We start from the raw sequence: 21316 nt of genomic DNA, 5'->3' as shown, positions 1-21316 counted from the left end.
CTCGATGGTGCAGATCCCTCACTTCGTTCGGGATGACAAACATTCCCGATCGACAATCAAACGAAAAGCCCGTCGCATGTGAGCAACGGGCTTTCGTTCTTGCTCGCGATCAGCGTGCGATCGGAGCTGGTGCTTCCGGCGATCCCTGTTCGGGCTTTTTCTTTCTGAAGAGCCCGAGCAGCGACTGCATGATGACGTAGAGCACCGGGATGAAGATCAGGTTCAGGACCGTTGAGACGAGCATGCCGCCGACGATGGTGGTTCCGACGGACCGGCGTCCTACCGAGCCCGCGCCGGTAGCGAAGTAGAGCGGAAGCACGCCGAGGATGAATGCGAACGAGGTCATCAGGATCGGCCTCAGTCGCAGCTCGGCTGCTTCGATGGCTGCATCGACGATCGACTTGCCCTGCTCGCGGATCTGCTCGGCGAACTCGACGATCAGAATCGAGTTCTTGGCCGAGAGACCGATCAGCAGAACCAGACCGATCTGGCAATAGACGTCGTCCGCAAGGTGACGCAACGAGACGGCTCCGAGCGCTCCAAGTACGGCGGTTGGAACGGCGAGCAGAATGATGAAGGGCAACGCGAAGCTTTCGTATTGCGCGGAGAGCGTGAGGTAAACAACCAGGATGCCGAGTCCGAAGATGATGGCAGCCTTACCGCTCGACTCTACTTCTTCAAGCGACAGGCCGGTCCACGAATAACTCATGCCCTGCAGCATGTTTTTCTTCGCGAGATTTTCCATCGCCTTGAGGCCCTCGCTCGAGCTGTAACCCGGAGCGGCGGAGCCATCGATTTCAGCAGCGCGGAAGAGGTTGTAATGCGAGATGACCTGCGGTCCTGATGATTGCTCAATGGTGACGACGTTATCGAGCGAGATCATCTGGTTGTTGTCAGAGCGCACGTAGAATTTGCGGAGGTCTCCAGGCACCATGCGGGCCGACTGATCGGCCTGCACGTAGACGCGATAGGTTCGATTGTTGAAATCGAAATCGTTGACGTACTGCGATCCCATGAAGACGCTTAGCGCGGAGTTGATCTGGTTGAGCGATACGTTCATCGCCTTCGCCTTCTCGCGGTCAATCGAGACGAGCAGTTGGGGATCGTTCGCCGTGTAGCTGGTATAGAGCCCGACAAGATCCTTACTCTGCATGCTCGCGCCGATGATCTGGTGCGCGATGCGATCGAGGTCAGACAACGTGTTACGGCCCAGATCCTGCAACTCAAACTGGAATCCGCCGAACGATCCGATACCCTGAATGGCCGGCGGTTCGAAGGCCACTACCAGGCCTCCGGGGACCTGCAGCAGCTTTGGAAGCAGCGTGGCAAGCACATCCGACGCGGCGTGACCGCTTCCCTTCTTGGTACGCTCTTCGACCGCCTTGAGTGGTACGAAGATGAGTCCGTAATTGGAAGAGCTGCCACCGCTGAGACTGAATCCCATGACGGCGAAGGTTCCAAAGACATCGTCGTTTTCACGAATCACCTTCACAGCCCGCTCGGCGACGGTGCTGGTGTAGCTGAGCGATGCTCCGGCTGGCGTTTGCACCACGCAGATCAGGTAGTTTTGATCCTCCGATGGCACGAAGGCCGTAGGCACGTGATTGTAGAGGTAAACGGTGGCAAAAAGGCCGCCGGCAAAAAGCAACAGAACCAGATAGCGCACCCGGATGACCTGGCGAGTGAAGCTTCCGAAGAGCAGCGTCGTCTTGTGGATGGTCCTGTCGATGACGCCGAAGAGGCCACGTTTCTCGCCTTCGCCACGCAGGAAGAGCGCCGCGAGAGCGGGCGAAAGCGTCAGTGCGTTGAATGCCGAGATGGCAATTGAAAACGCGATGGTCAGCGCGAACTGCCGGTACAGGATGCCCGTGGTTCCCGGGAAAAACGACACCGGAACGAATACAGAGATCAACACCAGCGAGGTTGCGATAACGGCGCCTGTCACTTCCGACATAGCAACCGAGGTCGCGGTGTGCGGATCGGTATGCTCGGCGCTGATATGCCTCTGGACATTCTCGATGACCACGATGGCGTCGTCTACGACGAGTCCCGTGGCCAGCGTGATTCCGAACATGGTCAGCGAGTTGATCGAGAAACCGAAGATCTTGATGAAGGCAAAGGTTCCAACCAGCGATACCGGAATGGTGATGGCCGGAATGATCGTTGCGCGCCAGTCGAGCAGGAAGAGGAAGATGACGACGATGACGATGACGATCGCTTCGCCGAGCGTCGAAACCACTTCGCGGATCGAGTCGCCGACGACGGTCGTGGTGTCGAATGGAATGACATAGGTCAGACCCGGCGGAAATGACTTGGCCAGTTGATCGAGCGCGGCTTTGGCCTCACGATCAACCTCTAGAGCGTTGGCATTGCTCAACTGCTGCACGCCAACACCGATGGCTTCCTGCCCGTTGTAGCGCAGGTCGGTCGAGTAAGTTTCCGCGCCAAGATCAGCCCGGCCTACATCCTTCAGCTGGACGATTCCGGATGGAGTGCTCTTAAGGATGATGTTGTTGAACTCGGACGGATCGGTAAGGCGGCCGACAACGCGCACAGGAATCTGATAGACCTGCTTCGGATCAGAAGGCGGCTGCCCAACCTGCCCTGCGGGGATTTCCACGTTCTGTTCGCTGAGTGCGCTGGTTACGTCTGCCGCTGTAAGGCCGCGGGCTGCAAGTTTTGTCGGATCGAGCCATACACGCATCGCGTACTTGCGCTCGCCGAAGATGACGACATCGCCAACGCCGGGGATGCGCTTGAGGACATCCTTCACGTAAACGTCGACGTAGTTGCTGATGAACAGATCGGAGTAACGATGCTCCGGTGAGATGAATGCCGCGGCAAACACGAAGTTCGAGTTGGCCTTGGTGATGGTGATGCCGGTGTTGTTCACCGCCGCAGGCAGACGCCCTTGGGCGGCGGCAACGCGATTCTGCACGTCGACCGCTGCGATGTCCAGGCTGTAACCCGTCTGAAAGGTTGTCGTGATGGCGCTGGTGCCGTCATTGGAGCTGGTCGATGCGATATAGCGCATGCCCTCGACGCCGTTGATCTGCTCCTCGAGAGGGATGGTGACTGCGGACTCGACGACTGCGGCATTCGCACCAACATAGTTGCTGGTGACGGTGACCTGCGGAGGCGCGAGCTCAGGATAAAGCGAGATCGGCAGCGTAGGAATGACCACTGCGCCTGCAAGCACAATGAGCAGTGCGCATACGGTCGCGAACACGGGCCGACGAATGAAGAAATCTACCACGAGAGCCTACCTGTTCTTGTGTCTTGCGTGAATCTGATTTCGTTGAGCAAAAGCCTGACTTAACCGAGCGGCTGCACCGGCATTCCATCCACGAGGAACTGCGTGCCCGAAACGATAACCTTGTCGCCGTTTTTGAGGCCGCCAAGCACGGCATACTCGTTGCCGACAGGGTCGCCAAGCTTCACCGCAACCTGGTGCGCGACGTACTTGCCACCGTTCGGCTGCGCGACATATACGAACGCCTGGCCTCCGAGGCGAGTGACGGAGAGTACGGGAATGACCGGAGTGGAAGCGGTGCTCCAGATAACACGAGCCTTCACAAGCTGCGCGGTACGCAACATGCTTTCACCCGAGTGCACGGGCGCCTTGGCGAGCACACCCTGCAGCTGGTTGTCCACCTGTGGCGAGATGAAGTCGATGGCGGTGTGCTCGAGCATCTTCCCGCTGTTGTCGAGAATGTCGACCTTCATACCGTTACGAATCTCGGCGGAACGCTCGGCCGGGATGTAGATGTAGGCCTCAAGATCACGGTTCTCATCGACCGTGGTCAGCAGGGTTGTTCCGGAGACATAGTCGCCAAGATGGACGGGGATGTCTCCCACGATGCCGTCGAACGGTGCGCGAATCTGGTAGTAGCCGAGCTGCTTTTCCTGCGACAGCCGGGAGGCCGTCGAGGATTCATAGTCTGCCTTGGAGTTTGAGTAGGACTGCTCCGCCTGGTCGAGGGTATCGCGGCTGGTGACTCCTGCCGCGAAGAGCTTGCGCTGGCGCTCGACTTCCGTCTGGTTGAACTTGTAGACGGCAAGCTTCTGCTGCTCGGTGGCGGCCTGCGAGGCCACGGTCGCCTCCTGCCGGGCTGGATCGATCACCATCAGCAGGGCTCCCGCCTTCACATGGTCCCCCGACTTCACCAGGATGCGAGTCAGGTTGCCGTCCACCTGCGGGTTAAGCGTGGCGGAACGGCGAGACTTTATAGTAGCGACGTAGTCATCGGACTGCGGCACGGGCGAAGAGGAGACGGCGACCGTCTGTACGGGCATCGCCTGCGGCTGCTGCGGCGCAACGGCCGCCTGCTTATTGCAGGCCACTGCAAACAAGGCAGCGGAGAGACTCAGAATGGAGTTACGTAACTGGCTTCTCAAAACTAGATCCTCAAAGTTCACCCTCGGCGACGCCGGGCGTGAAATCTCAACAAACAGTGCGTGTTACGTTGTCGTCCACATGTCCCTTACAAGCGCTGTAACATGCGGATGTCCTGGTCAGGTGCTGTTGCGCACCATCTGCGACCGTATAGGTTTCGTTGGGCTTAAAGCAGCCTCAAATGCTGCACCTTTGATTCGGAGCCATAAGGAAGGCTTCAGGAAATCTTTACTTCGACGAAAGTAATAACACGGTTACCTCTTCTTGCTGATGAGCAGTTCCCGGCGAGCATGAATATGGGCAAAAGTGCTCCGGGAAAATGGAAGTCTACCGTTTACAGAGGACCCAATGATATCAGGCTGTGACGAAGGGCAGGATCAGAGTGTCAGAGCCGCTGATTTTGACAGCCGCCGATTGTATTGATAACTTAATAAAAGCAGTCAGCCGCAGGCGTGTGCCCAACAGCGTCCCCGTCGTCCAGTGGCCCAGGACACCGCCCTTTCACGGCGGTAACACGGGTTCGAATCCCGTCGGGGACGCCAATAGAATCAGCTATTTGCACAGCCAATCCTTCCTTCTGGCAATTCATCGTAAAGTTTCAGTCAGATCGCGTCGAATATGCGTAGTCGAGCAATGCGCGATCGAGCGACCCGGCACCGGAAACAGCGCTCCCCAGCATCCCGGAGTACGGCGCCCAAGATCTGAGCAGCGAATCAGGCCAGGCGCTCCAGACAAAAAGCGTCGAGGCGCTTCCATACTTCTGGAAGCGCATGTGGATTCGGCATCGATTCATCTTTCCTGGGAAGACCTGACTACACCTCGGCTGATTGTGCCGACCCGATGTTTCCGGCAGCTCCGAAGGTAAGGAGCAAGCCGGGAACATCGGGTGAAACTCCGGTCAGAGGCACCCGAGTAGATCCCGGATCGATGTGGTGAGTGCTTCTCGTGTTTCCGGGGGCACGCGCAGGTCGCCGCAATCCACCAGGCGGAGCAGCGTCTGCATCTCCCTGGCACCGGCTTGCGTCCGGTTATCCGCGAAAGCTCGCTTTGCCTCATCGAGATGTAAAAGGATCTCACTGCGGACGCGGCGTGGATAAGATGGAGCGTTCACGTAATGAATGAGGTCCTCGATCAATCTGACTGGGTTATCGGTCACCTTGAGAGTGGTTGTTGCGGTAGCCACGGGCGCGGAGCCGTCCGTTGGAATGGAGCGAACGAAAATATGATGCAGACCGCACGTTTTGGGCCGGAATAAAGCATTGTCGGTATAGGTTTGTCCGGGAACGACGCGCGGGATCTGTTGCGTGTCGAATAAAGTGCCACCTCTCTTCGGGCTTCCATCGTAATACTGGGTGATCAACGAATCTATATGGTCACCCGAAGCAGTATGCGGCGCGAGGATGGTGGTTGGAACATAACGCATCGCAGAGACTCCGCTACGAGTCGCTATTGTTCCGAGTTTCAGTTGTTTCGAAGCAGTGGAGCTCGATCCCGTACTCGCGAGAGAAGGTACGGGTAGAACAGTGAAGGCCTGGTTGTAGAATCCCAGATTGTTGCTATAGATTTCGATAGGCACATCTGCGAGCGAGTTATATTGGCCGTTTGCGGGCGGAAGCGCGGTCAGACCATGCCCGGGCAGCTCAGCTACCAGGTTGCCATTGCTGTCCTCAACCCAGACGACTGCCCAGAACTTCCATGTGCTATTGGCTGTAACCCCTCCCTTGCTGGTGTCCCAGGTGGCGTAAGCGAACTCCCAATTACTGGTCTCATCACCAGACTGGGTCGTACATGGGTCCGAGCCATTGTTCAAAGCGCCGCCACAAAATGCCGGTGGTGGTGTCAGCGTGCCGCCTGATGCCGTTGTTCCATTACCGATAAAGACGGCGGGAGCGAATTGGGTCGCATCATTTGCATTTGGAACAAATTGCGCAGATGCCCAGGGTTGAGCATAGAACTGAACGTGCAACGTGGAGTTCGCCGGGAAGTTCTGCACGCTGTAGTTGTAGACTCTCAGGCGCAGGTTGACCGTGCTGCCAAGGGTCGTGCTCTGTATCTGTGGACCGTTGGATGTTCCACCGGGAGTAATGAATAGGCCTTTTATCTGGTAGAAACTATCATCCTGATAACCCTTGGGTGGCTCGTATGTTGGCGTAGCACTTGCACATGGAGTGGGAGGTGAACTCAGGACTGAAGCATAGCCATAAGGGCAGTTGAACTGGACCTCCTGGCTATTAACTCCTGAAGGCGGGTTCTGTGCCCAGCGCGCGGGATGATTCAGAGCGATGTCGGGAACGTTGTAAGCCTGTTGCCACCACAGCCCCGATTGCGTGCCTCCTGTACTCATCATGTCGACAAGGTATCCGCTGGCGATGAAACCACTCGCCTGGACAGTCGTCGCCGGTGTTGCATCGGTTTGGAATGTTGTCTGCGGGTTCTGTCCATAAATGAGTTGCTGGCCCTGGTAAATGGTGTTGGTATTGATCGCGCTTCCGCTAAGACCGGTCGCCAGGGAAATTCCTGTCGAGTCTGAAAGAGTGCTGGTTGACTGGTTGAGCGTGCTCAGAGAGCTGCTGTCGTTGTAGTCAAAGCTTCCGCTCGCACTTGCGCCGAATCCATCAAAGCTTGCGTTGCCGCTGACTGAGAACGATGAGTCGAAAGTGTGGCTGGATGTCGATCCCGACGAAACGCTGCTCGAGCCGTTGTTCGCCCAATTGGAGCTCACGGTTTGAATGACCTGAGGATTCCAGGCGCTGGGAGTTCCGCTGAGCGTTTGAAGCGTTGTGCCTCCTCCGAGGTTCCCTGCAAACTGGTCGGCCGTCGCCGGATAGGAAAAGATGTTTCCCGGTTCCTGCACTGGTTGATACCACTCCAGACCCGCACCGAGTTCTGCATCGTCGTACTGCACATTGTCTGGACCTGAAAATTGAACATAGAGCGGGACCGTCCCATCAGCACAGCCCTCTATGGATGGGCCATCTCCGGCGACGCATTGGCCAAGAACGCGGTAGCTGTAGATGTTGAACTGGGTTGTAGTAGCAGCAACGACGTCGTCGAACTCAGTCTTGAGCGTAAAGGTCGTCGACGCACCGCTGTAGGTGTTGTATTTCTTCGCCACCGTATTCTGATGAAGTTGTGAAACCGCCTGCTGGGCCTGGACGCTCACGCCCCCTAAACCGGGGACTCCGTAAGAGATTTTTTCGTTTGCGCTTGTCTTGCTTCCGAAGGTGTAGCTTGTCGTCGCAGAACGGGATACGGAGCCGCCCGAGGAATCGGAGAACGAGTAGGCACTGTTATACGTCGATGGGAACACGGATACGTTGAAGATTGCCGGTTGCCCACCGCTTGGCGGCGCAATCCAGTCGACATGCATGGGCGGCAACTGCAGGATGGTATCCGGTTGTATATGTCCAGGTACTACCACCTCTTCGGGCGGCCCCAGTGCAAGCGAACGCGCCTGCTCATCCCCGGCGACCAGGGATAGCGCCTGGGCCCCCAAACCTGTAGCAGGCCCGAAGCCGACAGTGTTCGAGATGCTCGTTGTATTGAGGACAGTCACCGCAAACGTCTCAGGATCTACGTTGTAGATATTGGCGTTAAAAGGGCCTACCTGGGTCGGCAGGCCACAGGCTGTCGCAACGTCAGCCAGTTGAAGATTGGGGTCGGGTTGTCCATTCTGCATGGAATCGAAGTTCCCCGCCACGAGGCCGAAATGACACGTATTGGGAGAGAGAATCAAAGAGCTTCCCATGGTGCCATTCAAGGAAGAATCGAAACTCATGACTCCGATCGAAGCGGCACTCTTCCCGTCTGTTCCCACAGAAACAGCCAGCTGATCCGAGCTCCCAAACCAGTTGAACTTGCCCTTAGCGAGATACAAAACCGCCGAATACAAAGTACCCGCGGATGGTGCGGTACTTAGTTGAAAACCTGTATTCGTTGAAGCTCCCTGAAAGGCTTTGCCTTGGTTAGGAGCGGTCTGGTCGAAATCAACAGTTGTGATTGCAACGCTCGCCAGAGGAGATGGGCCTGAGGCCACCGGGTATGCGATTGCCAGCTGATCATGGGTTCCACCGCTGAAGCGCCCCGCCGCGATCGCAATCGGAGAAAGTATGGCGGCCGGGTTTGTGGGTAGCGTCAGCGTCAGTTGCTGTCCCGTGAGGGTTATGTTGAGGGTTGGATCGACGGAATAGAACGTAACCACCAAGCTGTTGTTTCCTTGCGTGAGAACAGCAAGCTGTGCCGCAGGCCGAGGCGTCGCAGCGCTGGGATCAACGAAGACGCCAGCCGTGACTGCGAGCACGGGCGAGCCGTCAAGTACGGTATAAGCGCTGCCGGCGATGATGCCATCGCCGGGAATAAAAGGATCGTAACCGGCAAGCGCCTGCAGGTTAAGTTTGCCGGATTCGACGCCCAGCACGACCATCTGGTCATATCCATTGCCAAGGAAGTCCGCGGTCGCTCCGTACAAGGTTGGAGAACCGTTGAGAACGGTGAGAAGAGAGGCGGACGGGAGAGGGATTGAGGCGTCAAGGGTGCCCTCAAGCTTCACCAGCGGGACCAGCTGCCCAGTCAGCGATTCCGTCATGGCCGTGGATAATATCTGGTCATGATCAACGTTGAAGAGCCGTCCGCGAAGTGTCACCACGTTCGTCGCAGGAATCAGGTTCGCTACACCCGATAGAGTCTGCTGCGTGATGGTCGAGTCGGTGGTCAGCAGATTGCCGCCCGCCGTAAAAGGCGGAAAAGATGGTAATGGCGACGGGCCGACCATATTCACAACAAGATCATCCACTTCCAGCAAGCTGTTTCTGCCGTCGAGGATGTCGCTGTTGTTTGCAAAACACGGGGCGCCTGAATCGAAGCCCTGCCCTGACCCGTTGTTGCAGCCGGATGTAGATTGAGCAGCAGCGGGCATCACCAGAACGATAAAAACCGCCAGAAATAGACCGCACAATGCCTGAAATGACCGCGGAAACGATGCCATGTCTCTTCTCCAGAATGCAAGTTATGAAGGGCCCGGATAAGTGGGGGTTATTCAGCCATACATTGGACGGGTTCGGGCATGTTAGCTAAATCGTGGCACCGGCAACTATGGTCCGGTGTAACAAGCCGTCAGGACTAATCCGAACGAATTCAGGTTGCCCGGACCCGGCGCGATCAGCTATTGAAGGTCTTTGCATGGCCGCGCGCGGCTACCGCAAACGCTCTACGCAGAATGCAAATGAACCAGAGGCGCTGATCGAGACCAAGAGTAGCCTCCAGACCCACATGAGAAGAATAGAGGACACTACACGCTCTAGTATGTGGTTCTACACGGCGAAGGAACGGCGATGTCCGCCGTCGCGTATTCGCTGACCGCGGCGTCAATCCCGGGCTGTATTTGCCTGGGTGACAAGCGATACTCACGCTTAAAGTGGACAGTGCGGAAACTACGTTCTGCGAATCGAGACGCACAGGCTCTATCCGAGATTTCCAGCGACAATAGCGCCAGGTCAGACGAGAAGTAAATCGCCGAACAAGATAACTACATTGCTCCCCAGCAATCAGCCAGGGGCGTACATATGGAGCTTATGTGCTCTCTCAGCTTGATGAGGAAACATGCGATTCTTAGTCGTTCGGATGGTGTTCGCTAAGCTAGGGAGTAATGACTCGGGTGGCGATGAGCTGGAACGAAACCGGAGCGCCTGCCACGGTGCGGGTTCGAATTAGCGCTTCAAAGGATTCGGGAAGATGCGAATGGTTTTGCGCTCGCAAGGCGTTTTCAAGATCATCGCGATTTCTTTGATCGGCCAGGAGGATTGCCACCGCTTCGGTACCTTCTTCGCGCAGCCCTTGCAGAATGAGCACATGACTCTGGCCGCTGCTTCCCGGCAGCAGGGCGAGAGTTGCGTAGTCTTCTCCTCCAGAGCCTGTATAGGGCAGCCCCTGATATTCCGATTGCTCTCCGTTCAGCGGATGCCGGTTAAGAAAGTACATGCGGCCGCCGACGCCTTCTTCTACCGCCTTGAAGTTGAGCCGATCGGCGAAGAGCGAGACCCATGGGTTCGAAGTAGGGCTGCCGACGAAGATGAAGTTGCCTTCGTCTATCTCGCGGCGATTCAGGTCATGAGCAGTACAGACAAAAAGATTGTTGCCTGAGGAGCCAGCGAGATGCATAAACGTCGAGGCCACAAGCGTATCGGCATACGAAGTGATCTGCGCGTTTGAAATGTAGTCGACGAGATGCGAGAGGTTCGGGTCCATATGCCCCGGCGTCATGCTGCTTAAGAAACCAGGGCTTAGATATTGATCAAGGGAAAAGCCCTTATCGGCCAGCAGGCGCAGCATCGCCCGGCCATCGGAGACGACAATCTTGGTCGGCTTCTCCTGTTGAAGGACAGCGGAGAGTGGCCACGGAGCTGTATCTGCTTTCACCATGCCAGCCGAGCGATACCAGCCCCACGCACAGAGAAGAGCCGCCGCCAGTGCTACTGCGAAGAGAGTTGGCCAGACCCACTGCGGGCTTGCCGCGGGTACTACGACAATCGCCGGTTCCGGCAGAGAGACGGCTTCAAGCGCGGGCTGCATATGGAGGACGGCACGCTCGGTGACGTCCTCAAAAACAAGCTCGTATGACCCCTTGGGAATGTGCACCCGCATCGACTCATCCCGGCCCTCGCGCGCGAAGTACTCGTGCAATCGCAGGCGCAGCTGGCGCACATGGACGCGGACGGAGCTGTCTTCGGCCGGACTGTAGCCGGAAGGCTTGCCGAAAACCGTTGTGCCGATGCGCTGCTCGGTCAGATTCTCCTGATGCCCCTGAATGGAGTGCTCGGCGAGGTAGCAGAGCAGTGCGGGAAGACGATGGGATTTCTGAAAGGGCTGCGTCTGCAGAATGCGGGACAGCAATTCGCGCCGAGGTTCGGGCGTGAGCCCCTCAGCTGCCACAACCGGGTACGATGCCTGCGGATTCCCCATCTGGTCGTTGCCACGATACATCCTGCGGCGTCAATGAGTATACATAGCTGCGATTGCAGGTGAATCACCAGCCTGCTGCGCCCTTTTTCTCCAACGGAAAAGATTCACAACCTGCAGACACAGAGCGATTTACGCAAGCTGCAGCGCCGGACCGGTGTGATTCTCCCGGATTTCACCCGGATTTCGGAAGCTAAACCCTTGGCAAAGGTATCGCCGTCTCTGACACTCTCTCCAGATTTCGATCGGCAATTCCCACTGCGATCCAGAAATTGATGCACTTTTCAGGGCGCTTGACGCAGGCGTCCATCGTGAAACACAGGATGAATCGGAGACAGTGAAACCGTGATTTGTGATGTTGTTTTTTGCAACGATGTAAAGACCGGCAGAGCGGCACGAAAGCGTCTGGCGCTTGGGTTGTCTATCGCATTCTTCTCCTGGTACGCCGGACATGCCCCGTTGGCGGGCCAGACCAATACCGGACTAACCGGCACCGTGACCGATCCCTCGGGTGCTGTGGTCAGCGGGGCAAAGCTGACCTTCCGCAATGAAGCGACAGGTGTCGTGACCCGGTTCGACACCTCGACGGCAGGCGTTTACACGGCGAACACGCTGTCGCCGGGTGTCTACGACGCGACGGTCGAGTCTCCAGGCTTCGAAAGGTTCCAGCAGACACACCTGATCGTGGAAGTCGGCGCGATGGCGACGGACAATATCCAACTGACCGTAGGCGAGAGCAACCAGACCGTGGAGGTGGCCGCAACCAGCGCGGTTGAGCTAAACACCACCGATCCGCAGCTCGACTCCATGCTGCCGCCGGAAGAGGTCGCCGACCTGCCGATTGAGATTAACGGAAATATCCGGCAGATCAGCAGCTTTGCCACGCTCGCGCCGGGTGTGAGGAGCGGCGAGTACGGCAGCGTGGTGGTTGAAGGCGGTATGTCGAACCAGATCAACGCCGCGTCGTCCTACTACAACGGCCTGCGCATGGACACCGCTTCCGCGGCGAACTCGAATCCGCCGTACGAGATGGTCGATGAGTTTCGCGTCATTCGCTCTGCCTTTTCAGCGCAGTATGGCATGACCCAGGGCGCCATCGCTTACAACATGCGCACCGGTACGAACAAACTGCACGGCGACGCCTTCTTTATCGACCGCAACAGCGTTTTCGATTCGGACGGCTTCTTCGCCACGAACTTCAACTCCGCCGGCAAGCCGATTCCGCCGACTGACCAGGAGACCGACTGGGGTGGAACGATCGGCGGCCCCGTAGTACTACCCCGGCTCTACAACGGACATGACAAGACCTTCTTCCTGGCAAGCGCCGACATTTTCAACAAGACGCAAGGTGTAACGACAGTCGGAACGGTGCCGACACCGTCCATGAAACAGGGAGACTTCAGCAGCTTTTACAATGCCAGCGGAAAGCTCATTCCCATTTACGACCCGCAGACAGGCCAGCAGTTTCAGTGCAATGGAAAGCTGAACGTGATCTGCCCGAACCGCTTCGATCCGCTGAGCCAGTCTCTGCTGCAATACATTCCCAACCCCAACACCGCGGGCACAAACTACGGCCTGCAGGGCAACATGAATCCGGTGGTGACCTCGGTTCCCTTCCAGACCCAGGCCTACGGGGTGACGCTGAACCATCACCTGACGCAAACGCAGGAGATCGCGTTTACCTGGTGGCGCAACCACTACTACACAGTGCAAGAGGAGACTGCTCCTATCGTTGCTCCCACGAATCCGCTGTCGGGTGAGCAGTCGGGCTACGACAACGCCAACATCTGGCTGGTGAACTACTCTAAAACACTATCCCCCAGCCTCGTCATGACTGCCGGTTTCGCCGCGCAGAACAAGATGCAGAACTACACCACCGACAACGACAACGTAAACTTTGCCGGAGTGGAGGGCAGCAAGACCATGCCCTACATCAGCTTCAACGGTGAGAATGCGCCGACCGGCTTCGGCAACAGCAACGGCGAGCTGGTGCAGAACTATGTGTCGAACGTTGGCTGGAACCTGTTCAACAACTGGCTCTGGAACAAGGGCCGTCACACGCTGAACATTGGTGGCGAGTACCACCACTTTTCCTCCAACAGCATCGCGAACAACAGCAGTGGCCGTTTTAACTTCAGCCAGGCGGAAACCTCCATTCCCGACACGACGAACCCGAACTTCTCCACTGACGGCAGTTCGTTCGCAAGCTTTCTGCTGGGACTGGTCGACTCGGCAAATCGCACGTCGAGCACCGAGGCAGCCTTCCATACGCAATCGTTCTCTGCTTACGTGCAGGATGACTTCAAGGCCACCAAAAAACTTACGTTGAATGCCGGGCTGCGCTGGGACGTGATGGTGCCCTACAGCATGCTCACCAACAACGATGTCTTTCTTGCGCCCGGCACCGCCAATCCCGCTGCAGGCGGCCTGGCTGGCGCAGCAACGCAGTTCGGAGATTGCCCGGACTGCGCGGGCTTCAATCGGGTGAACATCCACTGGACAAACTTTGGCCCGCATCTCGGCTTCGCTTATAACCCCGATAGCAGGACAGTCATTCAGGCCGGATACTACATCGATTATCTCGGCTATGGCAGCGCTTATCTTGAAGGCGAGATCAACGGAACCTATCCAGCCGTAAGCCTGGCAGGGCTGCTGGGAGGCAGCTATGCGGTCAATGGCACGGGCGGCTATGTGCCCGGCTATGGCCAGTGGACCAATCCATCCACCGGCGCAGTCAATCCCCTGCCGCTTGTTTCGCCAACACCTTTCAACCCTGGTCTGGGCGTTGCGCAGACCATCAGCTATCTCGACCGCGATAAAAACGGTGGCGCTCCTCACCTGCAATCGTGGAGCTTCAGCGTGCAGCGTCAGGTCGGCTGGAAGACCGTTGTAACCGTCGATTACACTGCCAACCGCGACTCCCACCTTACGGGCTACAACATCAACCCCATTAGCCAACCCTACCCTTCGGTGTTGCGCTACGGCTCGCTTCTTACCCAGAACATCGGATCCGCAGCCGCAGCAGCGGCTGGATTCTCCGCACCCTACGCGGCCTTCGCAGGCCAGTTCGGCGGAGGAGCAACCGTCTACCAGACACTCAAACCCTTCCCTCAATACTCGAACGTATCGCGTGTCTTCGACCAGGCAGCTAGCTCGCACTTCAACGCACTGCAGATCCAGGCTGACCGGCACATGTCAAACAATCTCAACTTTCTCGCATCGATCGAGCTGCCCCAGCTCTACGACAACATGACCACCGTGGTGAACAAGTACAACCAGAAGCCCGAATGGGCCGAAGACACGACGGGCTCTTTCGAGTCGAAGCTGGCGGCGATCTATCAGCTTCCCTTCGGCAGAGGGCAGCACTGGTTGAACTCGGGGGCGGCTGCTACCTGGCTCGGCGGCTGGCAGGTCTCAGGCATCCTCACCTACAACAACTCGCAGCCACTGCAAATCACGCAGGGCGGCGAAGGCTTTCTGAACGGAGTCAACCGGCCGAACTTCAACAGCGGCGTCAAACTCTGGTCGGGCAATTACGGCCAGGTCACGCGCTACTTCGAACACAAAGGCCCTGCACCACTGCTCTTCAGCACCGGCGCATGGACCAACACCGGAAGTGAATATGTGCTGGGCAACGCTAACCGCGCCTACAACTCTGTACGCGGTCCATGGTATCCAGTCGAAAACCTCAGCGCCAAGAAAGCATTTCGCATCACGGATAGCAGTTCGTTCGCTGTGCGCGTGGATTACTTCAACGTATTCAACCGCACCCAGGTGCCATTCCCCAGTACCAGCGTCACGGCATCCAACTTCGGCCTGATCAACAGCGCGTTCTCCGGCGGCAATCGCCAGGGACAGATCATGGGAACCTTCAACTTCTAACCGGGCCACGGAACACCGAGGAACACGATGAAACGCATAGCCCTCCCCAGCTTCATATTCGCCGTACTGCTCTGCTGCTCTTTAGGAGCGGTCGCCCAAACGTCCATCACCTCACTCACCGGAAATAACACCGCTGCATGTCCGGCGAGTTCGCCGCTGCCGACGCGGTGCCAGGCGGCCTACAGCGGACAAACCGACAGCGCTTCTGGAGTCGCTACGCAACTCTACGATCGCCCGGCAGGCAATGTATCCGACGAAGATCTCCACCAGTATCTGACCAATGGTGCCGAGACGAAAATCTTCGCCAACTTCATGCTCGGCTTCTGCACAAACAATGTGACGACTACAAACGGCGTCCAGTACTGCGATAACAACGTAGTGACCGGCTACACCTCGAACAATGCAAACACCGTGGCTGCTCAGGCGCAGGATCTGATCAACCGCCACATTGACGGCGCAGTCATGACGTGGGAAGGCCCTGGAACATCCGAAGACCAGGCCACGTTAGCCTTCCAGAGCTACGTCGATCAGAATCATTGCACCGGCCCGCAACAGTGCTCCGCGATGTACCTGATCATGGACGATGGGCCGGACGTGAACTACAGCGTAACCTCGACCGGCGCACCAGGCACCAGCGGCGCGGCCTGCCCCACCAGCGATTCGCCAACCACCTACGAGACCTGTGTCGTGCAGCACCTTCGCAACGATATGTGCTACATGAACGGCTACCACTGGGGCAACAATGCCTATCAGAAGTGGAACGGTCATCCAGTAGTGCAGGTCTTTCCTTATGAAAGCGGCACACCCATCCCTGCCACGGGTGCGGCTCCGTCCTGGGCGGATGTGTGGGCGCAGATCGCGGACTGGAACAGCAACCTCGGCTCTAACTGCGGCTCCGCGCCCTACAACGCTGACAACGGAGTTCCCGTCATCATCTTCGAAAATGCCGGCGGCTTCTCGCATGAAGCTGCATCGGGTTCCTATTACTGGATCGAGCCCGATTCAGGCGGCGCCACCAATCAGTTCGTCTACAACATCAGCCCGGCTTCGAATACGACCTCGCTCGACTACTTCTATCAGACAGCTCAGAACTTCTCTTCGGACATGGTCTGGGGCGCTGGCTTCAAGGGCTTCAACGATGCGCAATCGCAGTGGGGCGCCAATCGCATCATGGACCAGGCATGCGGCCAAACGTGGCTGAATTCCCTGACGGCGAGCAACGGATATTTCACCGGTAGCCCACTGCCGTTTCTCGAGGTCGATACATGGAATGATTACAACGAAGGCACCGAGATCGAGAGCGGCATCGACAACTGCTATACGACCTCCGGCTCGATCAGCGGCAGCACGCTTACCTGGAACCTGAACCCGACGAACAGCAGCATGGCTAGTCTTTCGACCGTCTCGCACGTAGAAATTTACGAGAGCTCTGACGGAGGCTCGACCATGACATTGCTGGCCAGCCCGGCCGCAGCAGCAACCGGCAGCTATACGCTCGATCTGCCCTCCGGCTCTTATCAAATCTACGTACGGATGGTCGGCAAGAACAGCATCTTAAACCGGATGTCGTCGCCCATCACGTACGCCAATTAGCCGATCTATCTTCCAGATCATTTGCATGTGCCTGCTAACTTCAGGCACATGCAAATGGCGCTGCAAGCCGTAACATTCTCGCCTGTCCGGGCCAAAGAGCACGGATTTCCTGTCGTGTTGGGTACATTCTTCGACTACGCATCTCGGCCTGCCTACGTCCGAGCCCTTAAGCGCACGTAATGACCCCACGCCCACCAAAAGACATTCAATAAGGAAGGGGACCAACCAGGTCCCCTCTCCTGCATGCTCGCTGCACTAAGAAGCGTGCTGACGGCTTCCGTTTTTGTTTTTCCTGGCATTGCGGTTTGTGCCGTGTCCAGAAAGAAAGGCGGCGGCGAAAGGCACGCCGCCGCTCTGATCCAACTCCTTAGTTACTGCGGGCTGACACCCGGATGACCATAGGAGATCTGGGGCCACGCTGGGGCAGCTACACCGAACACCTGGGTTATCGACTTGCTGGTGTAGTTCGGTACCCAGACAGCACCCGTTGCGTCCACTACCGCATCTTCCGGCGTGTAGAGAGCGGGATAGGTTCCGGCAGTCGTTCCGGCGTTGCATGTGGTCTGGCTGTTTGGCGCAGCACAAGGCCGGAGCGCGACAAACGTGCCGCCGGACATGGCTGGCATGAAACGCCAGAGATATTCCTGGTTGTAGTCGGGCAGGAATATATTGTTGGCTCCATCCGTCTTGATGTTGGTGATCGCCCCCGACGTAGCCGTGGTCCCATCGCCCTTCAAGCCTGTGATGGGGAGCTGCTGCGAAGGAGTGGACGCAACGACTGCCGGCGTAACAGTTGAACCCGCCTGCGAACTGGCGGTAACGGGTACCTCGAACAGCGTTGTATAGCTACCGACCCACGCATTGCCCGAGGAGTCGAAGGTTACGTCATAACCATTGCTCAGCGTAGAGCTCTCCGTCACACTGGCGGCTGAGCTGAATGAAGGTGTCGATGCGCCATCGGGTGCATCGGAGATGAGCGTGACGGAGGTGACCCCGGTGGTGTCGGCCGCAGCCCACACGTCGCCGAATGGATCGACGGCCAAGGCGTGCGGGTACGAGCCCAAGGCTGCCTGGCTTCCTCCTGCCATTGCAGCTGTTGCTGTCGTGCTTCCGGCAGGAATGACGAACACTGGAGACTTCTTAGAAGCAGTGATCTCGCTCGCAACATATACGTTGTTGTATTTGTCGACTGCTGCTCCGAACGCAGAGTACGGCGAGCCGATGACGATGGCGTTTTCGAAGACACCCTTATTTGAAACCTCGACAAGAGCGTCGTCTGTCGCCGCGGTGACGTAGTTGGTGAAGAAGAGATTGCCGATGGCATCGGCGACAAGAATCCGTGAGGATATATAAGTCGTATCGGTGTAGACGAAGCTTCCCACGCCGTTTGAGCTCATGCCCGTCACGGTGGTGTCTGTAGCTCCCGCAGCGACCGCGTACACATTATCTGCCGCATCCAGTGCGAGCATTCGGACATTCTCGAATGGAGTCGGCGTGCCATTGGCGGTGATGCCCGAGTACACGACAGCTAACGTCCAATCGGGAGGCGCAGCGGTCAAGGCCGGAGAATAGACCGAAACGGACGACGCCAGGCTGTAGATGCTCGCGACGTTCTGCGACGGATACTGCGCGATGTTCATGAGCGCCTGGAGCGTGTTAGTAGGCGCGGAGCCGCCAGGAGGCGTCGCAGCGGTGAAGAGACTGGCGCAGGAGGAACTGCTGCTTGTGCAGGCGTTCGTCGCATCCGCCAGGCTGTTCACCAGCGCAGTGGGAATGCTTGCGCTGCCGTTGTACGGCGACGTGGTGTAGACCGTTCCTGCCGGTGCTGACGCGGCAGCGGAGTTCACCAGGGAGAGCGCATTGAGAAACGCGTGCGCCAGGCCGCTGGCGGTGCAGGTCATGGAGGATCCAGTGCCAGTGCATGCAGGTGTGCTGCTGTTGTTGACCGCTGGCGCTCCGATGTTGACCGCTCCACCGGCGATGGCGATGAATGGCCGCAGGGCGTAGGCAGCGGCCACAGTGGTCGCTTCATTTACGACGACCGCGTTGTTGGCTGCGAGAGTAGAGCAGCTGCCGATGGCGGCCAGCAACAGAGTATTGGGATTATTTACATCTGTCGCGGTTACATATACCTGGCTTCCCGCAGAGCAGACGCTTGCGGGGATGGCGAAGTTTCCATTGTCATCCGCGGTCGCGGTGCCCAGCACGGTTGCAGCCGCGCCGTATCCGGTGCTTCCGGTGGAATAGAGCGTGGCCGTTGCACCGGGGATCGGAGTCGTTCCCGTCACGGAAACGCTCGGTACCGACGTCACTGTCACGGCATCGATGTTCGAAGTGATGTTCGACCCGTCGGTCGAAGCCGCTGTGATCTGCGCCGTGCCGGTCGATACAGCCGTTACCACACCGGTAGAGTTGACCGTGGCCACGGCCGTATTGCTCGATTGCCAGCTTACTGCCGGATTGGTCGCGTCCGAGGGCAGAACCGTCGCCGTCACGGTGGTGGTAGCACCCACAACGACCGATGCGGAAGAGGGAATCGCAATCGACGTTACAGAGACGTTCCCCGGCGTGACCGTAACCGTACAGGTGTTCGAGGTGATATTCGATCCGTCGGTCGAGACCGCTGTGATCTGTGCCGTGCCGGTCGATACGCCCGTCACCACGCCGGTTGAGTTGACCGTGGCCACAGCCGTATTACTCGACTTCCAACTCAGGGCCGGGTTGGTCGCGTTTGCCGGCAGGACCTCTGACGTGACGGTGGTGGTAGCGCCCGCCATGACCGATGCGGTGTCAGGAAGCGCGATCTGCAACACAGGAAGGGTTGTGGCAGCTGAAGTGGTTGAAGTGGTCTTCGAGCCACTGCAACCTGTCATGAAAAGCCCAGGCGAGAGCAGGCAGAGCGAGAACACCATCGCCGCCAGGCTTGCCTTCACACGGCCGCGGCCAGGCATGCACTGCGCCGCAGGCGATATCGCGGGATAAGAGTCGTGATTTGCCGCAACTTCAGTAGCGACTGATCGAATCGGATGACTTACTGCTGAAACCAAGCGCATAACCTTCCCTTTCAAACAAACAACGAAGACATAAACCGGGCTGGTGGCGACTGGCCTGCAGCCCAGCAAAAGTGGATAAATGGCGCGATAAAAACGGCTCCGAATCGGAGGGCCCGCTATTCCTTGCCCCGCCTGGGCAAGGTGAATTGGTCCACGATGGTTCCGTCGGTGCGGATCACGGTGACCTCTAGCTGATCTTTTGTTGCGCGCACATGGGCGGTCTCATCAGGCGCGATCGAGAGCACGGGAAAGGTGTTGCCCGCAACGCCGGTAGCAAAGTGAACGAAGTGGTGAAAGTGTCCGGCGATAACCAGATCCACATGACCGGCGTTCGCAACCTCGGTCCACTCGCTGTTCTTCTGGTCCAGCCAGCCCCAGTCGGGCTGATGCATCAGGACGACGCGGAACGGAGCCTCCTGCGCACGCTTGTCCGTGGCGAAATGGTTGCGGAACCAGGCCAGCTCCTCGGCGCGGTAAGGCTCCTGGCGCAGTAACCCGGAGTACGCCTTGGTTGCATCAGGCTTGTCTTCGCCGGTGTCGAGCACAATCAGGTGAAGCGGACCATCATCGCGCGTGAAATAGAAACGGCCCTCGGGAGCAGCAAGGTACTTCGCTAGCTGCCGGGCAAAGGGTCCGCGCAAGTCGTGGTTGCCGCGAGCAAAGAGGAGGGGCTTCTCGGCATGCAGCGCCACGCCCATGGGGTCGATCCAGGTGTTGAATATCTGATCTTCGCTGTCCACCCAGTCGACACCGTCACCGGTATGCACGAGGAAATCTGTGTCGTTCCAGTCGATGAGTTTGGCAATGGAGCTGACGCGCTCCGGCCGTCCATGAGTGTCGGTTATGGTGTTGAAGGCAGCGACCGGCTTGGCGGAATCGAAAGTGGTAAAGCTGTAGACAGGGCTTTCGACTGCGAGACCCATCTCCGGTTGATAGGGAGTGAGATGAACCACGCGTGTGGAGCTGATCTGATACTTGTACGTGTGGCCCGGCAACAGCCCGGTCAATTCAATGCGATGGAAGGTATCGACGGGCAGCATGGCATCTTCCTGCGGCTCAGCTACATGATCGAGCGTGTTCTCTCCATAGAGCACCTTGGCTGTGCTCGGCGCGTCGGTGATCCACTCGATGGTCGCGGTAGTTTCTCCTGGATCGAGAATCAGCGGACCATAGACGATCGTCGGCTTCACAGGATCGACCTTGAAGGGCGCGTTCTCGCGAGTGTTGGGCCCAGGGGCGGGATGGCCGCCGAGCTGCCATATGGGCGGCATATCCGCGTTCGTGCTGAGAGGCGCCTGTTGCGCCATGACTGTCATTGAGGCCGACGCAAAGAGGAGCACAGGACACACCACCTTACGCATCTCGGCCACACCCCGGAAAACTTTTCTGGACATCTTCAATCCTTGTCTCTTTTGTTTGCTATTCACAGCTCTTCGTT

At 57.8% G+C, this 21316-nt stretch carries 9 protein-coding genes and 1 tRNA gene; 3 read left to right on the top strand and 7 right to left on the bottom strand.

Annotation, left to right across the window (positions count from 1 at the left end; translation table 11 throughout):
* Positions 1–109 precede the first annotated feature (109 nt).
* Together LJD29_RS14415 and LJD29_RS14410 are read right to left on the bottom strand one after the other, a co-directional pair.
* Positions 110–3256, bottom strand: a complete 3147-nt coding sequence (locus LJD29_RS14415) for an efflux RND transporter permease subunit (RefSeq protein WP_446742242.1) — start codon at positions 3254–3256, stop codon at positions 110–112.
* Positions 3257–3315: 59 nt separating this feature from the next.
* Positions 3316–4398: an efflux RND transporter periplasmic adaptor subunit gene (locus tag LJD29_RS14410; protein ID WP_446742241.1), complete on the bottom strand. Its 1083-nt coding sequence runs from the start codon at positions 4396–4398 to the stop codon at positions 3316–3318.
* A 464-nt stretch (positions 4399–4862) separates the two neighbouring features.
* Between LJD29_RS14410 and LJD29_RS14405 the strand changes: the two genes are divergently transcribed.
* Positions 4863–4938 (top strand) — tRNA-Glu (locus LJD29_RS14405).
* A gap of 56 nt (positions 4939–4994) precedes the next feature.
* Here LJD29_RS14405 and LJD29_RS14400 read toward each other — a convergent pair.
* The 3 genes from LJD29_RS14400 to LJD29_RS14390 all read right to left on the bottom strand — a co-directional run bounded on the left by LJD29_RS14400 (position 4995) and on the right by LJD29_RS14390 (position 11374).
* Positions 4995–5189, bottom strand: coding sequence for a hypothetical protein (locus LJD29_RS14400; RefSeq protein ID WP_446742240.1), 195 nt, complete (start codon positions 5187–5189; stop codon positions 4995–4997).
* A 105-nt stretch (positions 5190–5294) separates the two neighbouring features.
* The gene (locus tag LJD29_RS14395) at positions 5295–9380 is read right to left on the bottom strand and encodes a hypothetical protein (protein WP_446742239.1); all 4086 of its coding nucleotides are present in this window, start codon (positions 9378–9380) and stop codon (positions 5295–5297) included.
* 650 nt (positions 9381–10030) lie between these two features.
* Positions 10031–11374 carry a hypothetical protein gene (locus tag LJD29_RS14390; RefSeq protein WP_446742238.1) on the bottom strand — a complete coding sequence of 448 codons (1344 nt, stop codon included), beginning with the start codon at positions 11372–11374 and terminating at the stop codon, positions 10031–10033.
* Positions 11375–11767: 393 nt separating this feature from the next.
* Between LJD29_RS14390 and LJD29_RS14385 the strand changes: the two genes are divergently transcribed.
* Both LJD29_RS14385 and LJD29_RS14380 read left to right on the top strand, forming a co-directional pair.
* Positions 11768–15232, top strand: a complete 3465-nt coding sequence (locus tag LJD29_RS14385) for an outer membrane beta-barrel protein (protein ID WP_446742237.1) — start codon at positions 11768–11770, stop codon at positions 15230–15232.
* 27 nt (positions 15233–15259) lie between these two features.
* On the top strand, positions 15260–16825 hold the full coding sequence (locus LJD29_RS14380; RefSeq protein ID WP_446742236.1) for a glycoside hydrolase family 71/99 protein: 1566 nt from the start codon (positions 15260–15262) through the stop codon (positions 16823–16825).
* 371 nt (positions 16826–17196) lie between these two features.
* Here the strand turns inward: LJD29_RS14380 and LJD29_RS14375 are convergent, their stop codons facing one another.
* Positions 17197–19776: a beta strand repeat-containing protein gene (locus tag LJD29_RS14375; protein ID WP_446742235.1), complete on the bottom strand. Its 2580-nt coding sequence runs from the start codon at positions 19774–19776 to the stop codon at positions 17197–17199.
* Positions 19777–19994: 218 nt separating this feature from the next.
* Positions 19995–21272 carry a purple acid phosphatase family protein gene (locus LJD29_RS14370; RefSeq protein ID WP_446742234.1) on the bottom strand — a complete coding sequence of 426 codons (1278 nt, stop codon included), beginning with the start codon at positions 21270–21272 and terminating at the stop codon, positions 19995–19997.
* Positions 21273–21316 lie beyond the last annotated feature (44 nt).

The sequence above is a fragment of the Silvibacterium acidisoli genome (assembly GCA_022870745.1).
GTDB lineage: Bacteria > Acidobacteriota > Terriglobia > Terriglobales > Acidobacteriaceae > Silvibacterium.
The sequence above is the reverse complement of the archived record's forward strand: the minus strand, read 5'-3'. Positions and strand labels throughout refer to the sequence as shown.